Source organism: Hydrogenophaga sp., assembly GCF_022844385.1.
GTDB lineage: Bacteria > Pseudomonadota > Gammaproteobacteria > Burkholderiales > Burkholderiaceae_C > Hydrogenophaga.
On record NZ_JALHLX010000040.1, the window covers coordinates 19,030 to 23,601 of the forward strand.

The 4,572-nt window shown below is 65.2% G+C and carries 5 protein-coding genes; 1 reads left to right on the forward strand and 4 read right to left on the reverse strand.

The window, feature by feature from the left end:
- The 3 genes from Q0C59_RS09440 to Q0C59_RS09450 all read right to left on the reverse strand — a co-directional run.
- Nucleotides 1-434 (reverse strand): GntR family transcriptional regulator (locus Q0C59_RS09440; protein ID WP_291214435.1); only part of this gene is annotated, 434 nt, incomplete at its 3' end.
- 217 nt (nucleotides 435-651) lie between these two features.
- The gene (gene lgt / locus Q0C59_RS09445) at nucleotides 652-1,452 is read right to left on the reverse strand and encodes a prolipoprotein diacylglyceryl transferase (RefSeq protein WP_291214437.1); all 801 of its coding nucleotides are present in this window, start codon (nucleotides 1,450-1,452) and stop codon (nucleotides 652-654) included.
- Nucleotides 1,453-1,456: 4 nt separating this feature from the next.
- Nucleotides 1,457-2,422 (reverse strand): LysR family transcriptional regulator, encoded by a 966-nt coding sequence (locus Q0C59_RS09450; protein ID WP_291214439.1) that lies wholly within the window; start codon nucleotides 2,420-2,422, stop codon nucleotides 1,457-1,459.
- Nucleotides 2,423-2,520: 98 nt separating this feature from the next.
- On the opposite strand from Q0C59_RS09450, the gene ilvD reads away from it, so the two are divergent.
- The gene (gene ilvD / locus Q0C59_RS09455) at nucleotides 2,521-4,227 is read left to right on the forward strand and encodes a dihydroxy-acid dehydratase (RefSeq protein WP_291214441.1); all 1,707 of its coding nucleotides are present in this window, start codon (nucleotides 2,521-2,523) and stop codon (nucleotides 4,225-4,227) included.
- 5 nt (nucleotides 4,228-4,232) lie between these two features.
- Here the strand turns inward: ilvD and Q0C59_RS09460 are convergent, their stop codons facing one another.
- Entirely contained in the window at nucleotides 4,233-4,478 is a 246-nt protein-coding gene (locus Q0C59_RS09460; protein WP_291214450.1) for a TIGR04438 family Trp-rich protein, read from the reverse strand.
- Nucleotides 4,479-4,572: the final 94 nt, after the last annotated feature.

Consider the following 4,572-nt stretch of genomic DNA (forward strand, 5'->3'; position numbering starts at 1 on the left):
CGGTTGTTGGCCAGGGTGATGATGGCTTCGTGGATGGCGAAGTTGGCCTGGTAGTAGTCGTTGATGCGGCGGTTCCTGGCACACCGGTTGAGGCGGTCGTGCATCTGCTCCAGTGCAAGCAGATCGGCGTCGGTGGCATTGCTCGCGGCCTCGAACGCGCAACGCCCTTCGAGCAGGGCGATGACGGGAAATATCTCGTCGAGGTCGCGCTCGGTGATCTGGTTGACGAAACACCCGCGGCGCGGCTCGTGGCGCACCAGGCCCTCGGCAGCCAACACCTTCAGCGCCTCGCGCAGCGGTGTGCGCGAGATGGCCCATTCGCCGCAGAGTGCGAGCTCGTCGATGAAGCTGCCTGGCGCCAGCACGCCGTCGAAGATGCGCTCACGCAGCTTGGCGGCCACTTCGTCGTGCAGGGAGTTGAGCACCAGTCGCATGGAAGGATTCGGTTCGTAATCACCTGTAATTACGGCAGATCTTAAAAAATCCCCGTTCACATGGAACGGGGATTTACCCTTGCTGGCGATGAGTGGCGATCAGATCCGCCGCCGGGCCGCCCCCAGGCGGATCGGCCCCACGGACCCGGCAAGCACGGGGCCCCTCCCCGTCCTGGGGCAGCGACCCGCGAAGCGGTGGAGCGTGGGGGCAGCGACCTTAGCTGCGCCGACCGAACCACCACCACATGAAGGCACCCGCGCCGATCATGGGCACACACAGCCATTGCCCCATGCTCATGCCCATCGCGAGCAGGCCCAGGTGGGCGTCCGGCTCGCGGAAGTACTCGGCGATGAAGCGGAACACACCGTAGCCCATGAGGAATACGGCCGACACCTGTCCACGCGCGCGCGGCTTGCGCGCATACAGCCAGAGCAGCACGAACAGCAGCAGGCCTTCGAGCAGGAATTGGTAAACCTGCGAAGGATGGCGCGGCAAGTCGCCCGCGCCCGGAAACACCATGCCCCAGGGCAGCGATGGGTCGGCCACACGGCCCCAGAGCTCTCCGTTGATGAAGTTGCCCGCGCGTCCTGCGGCCAAGCCGGTGGGAACGCAGGGGGCCACGAAGTCCATGACTTCCATGAACGGGCGTTTGCGGCTGTGCGCGTACCAGACCATGGCCAGCATCACGCCGATCAGGCCCCCATGAAAACTCATGCCGCCCTGCCAGATGGCAAAGATCTCCAGCGGATTCGACAGGTAATAGGCCGGTTTGTAGAACAGGCAATAGCCGATGCGCCCGCCCGCCACCACGCCGAGCACACCAAGAAAGAGGATGTCTTCCACATCGCGCCGCGTCCACGGCGGGTTGGTGATGCCGGCAAAGGGCTGGTGGCGCAGGCGCAGGTTGGCCAGCCACATGAAGAGACCGAAGGCCGCCAGGTAGGTGAGGCCGTACCAGTGGATGGCCAGCGGGCCGATCTGCAGGGCGACAGGGTCGATTTGGGGATGTTGAAGCATCGGGCTATTGTGCCTTTGGCTTGCTCCGAGCCGAGGGCTCAGGCCTTGCGGCCTGATCTTGGGCAAAGTGGATGAAATGCGCCAACGCCGGGCTCACTGCGTCTGCCTTCCACAGCAGGCTGGTCTCGCACGCAGGCACTGCCCTGCCCCGCGGCCAGGCCACCGAGCGATACACAACGCCAGGCCGCTGGAACTGCCGCACGCTCTGCGGCACCCAGGCCATGCCCAAGCCGGCGGACACCATGTTCACGATGGTCTGCATCTGGATGGCCTCTTGCGCCACCTGCGGCACGCGACCGGATGTGTTGTACAGAGCAAAGATCGCATCGAACAGCGAAGGGAGGATGCGCCGGGGAAAGATCACCAGCGGCTCGTCGAGCAGGCGCTTGAGCGCGGGACGCTCCTCGACCGCCAAGGGGTGCGATTCGGGCAGCGCCACCACGAGCGGTTCGCTGGCGATCAGTGCCTGGGCCAGACCGGGCGCGATGAAACCGGGCGAGTGCAGCACGAAGCCGGCGTCCACCTCGCCGCGCGACAACAGCTCCAGCTGCACATCGCCCGTGGCTTCGATCAGCTCCAGCGCCACCTGCGGCCACTGCTCGCGGAACGCCCGAACCCAGCGCGGCAGCAACTCAAAGCCCACCGTGGACACGAACGCCAACCGAAGCCGCCCCAGCTCGCCCGCGGCGGCCGCCCGCGCCAGCTCGGGCAAGGCCTGCGCGCGGGCGAGCAACTCGCGCACCTCGGGCAGCAAGGCCGCGCCGGCCGGCGTGATGTGCACGCTGCGCTGCGTGCGCTCAAACAGGCGCACGCCCAAGGCGGCCTCCAGACCGGCAATGGCCTGCGTCAGCGGCGGCTGGGTCATGTGCAGGCGTGCGGCAGCCCGGCCAAAGTGCAGTTCTTCGGCCAGCGCCACGAACTGGCGCCACTGGCGCAATTCAATGCGCAGCGATCTGGATGGTTCATTCATACGATGAGCGTATCAAAGCAAGCCGTCAAAGCAATTGGAAACCCGACAGGGGCTGCCGCATACTTGTCGCTCTTTTCCCCACCCCACGAGACAAGACCATGGCCGACAGCAAAACCATTCCGATCAAGCCCATCAACAGCCGCAGTGCCAACATCACGCAAGGCAAGTCACGCGCGCCCAACCGCTCCATGTACTACGCCATGGGCTACGAGGAAGGCGACTTCGTGAAACCCATGGTGGGCGTGGCCAACGGCCACAGCACCATCACGCCGTGCAACTCGGGCCTGCAGAAGCTGGCCGACGCGGCGATTGCCGGCATCGAGGAAGCGGGTGGCAATGCGCAGGTGTTCGGCACCCCCACCATTTCCGACGGCATGGCCATGGGCACCGAGGGCATGAAGTACTCGCTGGTGAGCCGCGAGGTGATCTCCGACTGCATTGAGACCTGCGTGGGCGGCCAGTGGATGGACGGCGTGGTGGTCGTGGGCGGGTGCGACAAGAACATGCCCGGCGGCCTGATGGGCATGCTGCGCGCCAACGTGCCAGCCATCTACGTGTACGGCGGCACCATCCTGCCCGGTCACTGGAAGGGACAAGACCTCAACATCGTCAGCGTGTTCGAAGCCGTGGGCCAGAACGCCGCCGGCAACCTCAGCGACGAAGACCTGCGGGAGATCGAGATGCGCGCCATCCCCGGCACCGGCTCGTGCGGCGGCATGTACACCGCCAACACCATGTCTTCGGCGTTCGAGGCGCTGGGCATCTCGCTGCCCTACTCCAGCACCATGGCCAACCCGCACGACGAGAAGATGAACTCGGCCAAGGAGTCGGCCAAGGTGCTGATCGAGGCCATCAAAAAGGACATCAAGCCGCGCGACATCGTGACCAGGAAGGCCATCGAAAACGCCGTGGCGGTGATCATGGCCACCGGCGGCTCCACCAACGCGGTGCTGCACTTCCTGGCCATCGCCCACGCGGCCGATGTCGAATGGACCATTGACGACTTCGAGCGCGTGCGCCAGAAAACACCGGTGCTGTGCGACCTCAAGCCCAGCGGCAAGTACCTCGCGGTCGACCTGCACAAGGCCGGCGGCATTCCGCAAGTGATGAAGGTGCTGCTCAACGCAGGGCTGCTGCACGGCGACTGCCTGACCATCAGCGGCCAGACGATTTCCGAGGTGCTGAAAGACGTGCCCGACGCGCCACGCGCCGACCAGGACGTGATCCGCCCGATCGACAAGCCCATGTACGAGCACGGCCATCTCGCCATCCTCAAGGGCAACCTCAGCCCCGAAGGCGCGGTGGCCAAGATCACCGGCCTGAAGAACCCGGTGATGACCGGCCCGGCTCGCGTGTTCGACGACGAGCAATCAGCGTTGCAGGCCATCCTGGACGGCAAGGTCAAGGCGGGCGATGTGATGGTGCTTCGCTACCTCGGCCCCAAGGGAGGCCCGGGCATGCCGGAGATGCTGGCACCCACCGGGGCGCTGATTGGTGCGGGTCTGGGCGAAAGCGTGGGCCTGATCACCGACGGCCGTTTCAGCGGCGGCACCTGGGGCATGGTGGTGGGCCACGTGGCGCCTGAAGCCGCAGCGGGCGGCACGATCGCGTTCGTGCACGAAGGCGACAGCATCACCATCGACGCGCACAAACTGCTGCTGGAACTCAATGTGCCCGAGGCCGAGATCGAGAAGCGCCGGGCGGCCTGGACGGCACCGGCACCGCGCTACACGCGCGGCGTGCAGGCCAAGTTTGCGTTCAACGCATCCAGCGCCAGCAAGGGCGCTGTGCTGGACAACTACTGAGAACTTCAGCGCGAGCGACGCTTGGTCTTGATGCCGAGGTTCTCGCGCTGTTTGTCGATGCGGTCCTGCTTTTTCTTGTCCATCTTGTCCATCTCGCGGCGCTTGGTGTAGCCGGTGGAGTCGGCCCAGGCCCACCAGACCACGGCCAGCGCAAACGGCGACAACACCCACCACCACGAGACGTCAACAACGAAGCCCACCTCCAGGTACTTCATCAGCATCAGGATCACGCCCAGGATCAGCAAATACATCACACGCTCCAGTAAAGGTCCGACAAAGCGGGGCAAGAATCTGTAAGCGTTCGTTTCATCGGCCTGCTCCCTCGCTAAAATCCGGGCTGTGCTG

Bases quoted from the DNA above. Each gene is read 5' to 3' on its own strand.
- lgt (WP_291214437.1), bottom strand. From the start codon at position 1,452: ATGCTTCAACATCCCCAAATCGACCCTGTCGCCCTGCAGATCGGCCCG.
- ilvD (WP_291214441.1), top strand. From the start codon at position 2,521: ATGGCCGACAGCAAAACCATTCCGATCAAGCCCATCAACAGCCGCAGT.
- Q0C59_RS09460 (WP_291214450.1), bottom strand. From the start codon at position 4,478: ATGTATTTGCTGATCCTGGGCGTGATCCTGATGCTGATGAAGTACCTG.
- Q0C59_RS09450 (WP_291214439.1), bottom strand. From the start codon at position 2,422: ATGAATGAACCATCCAGATCGCTGCGCATTGAATTGCGCCAGTGGCGC.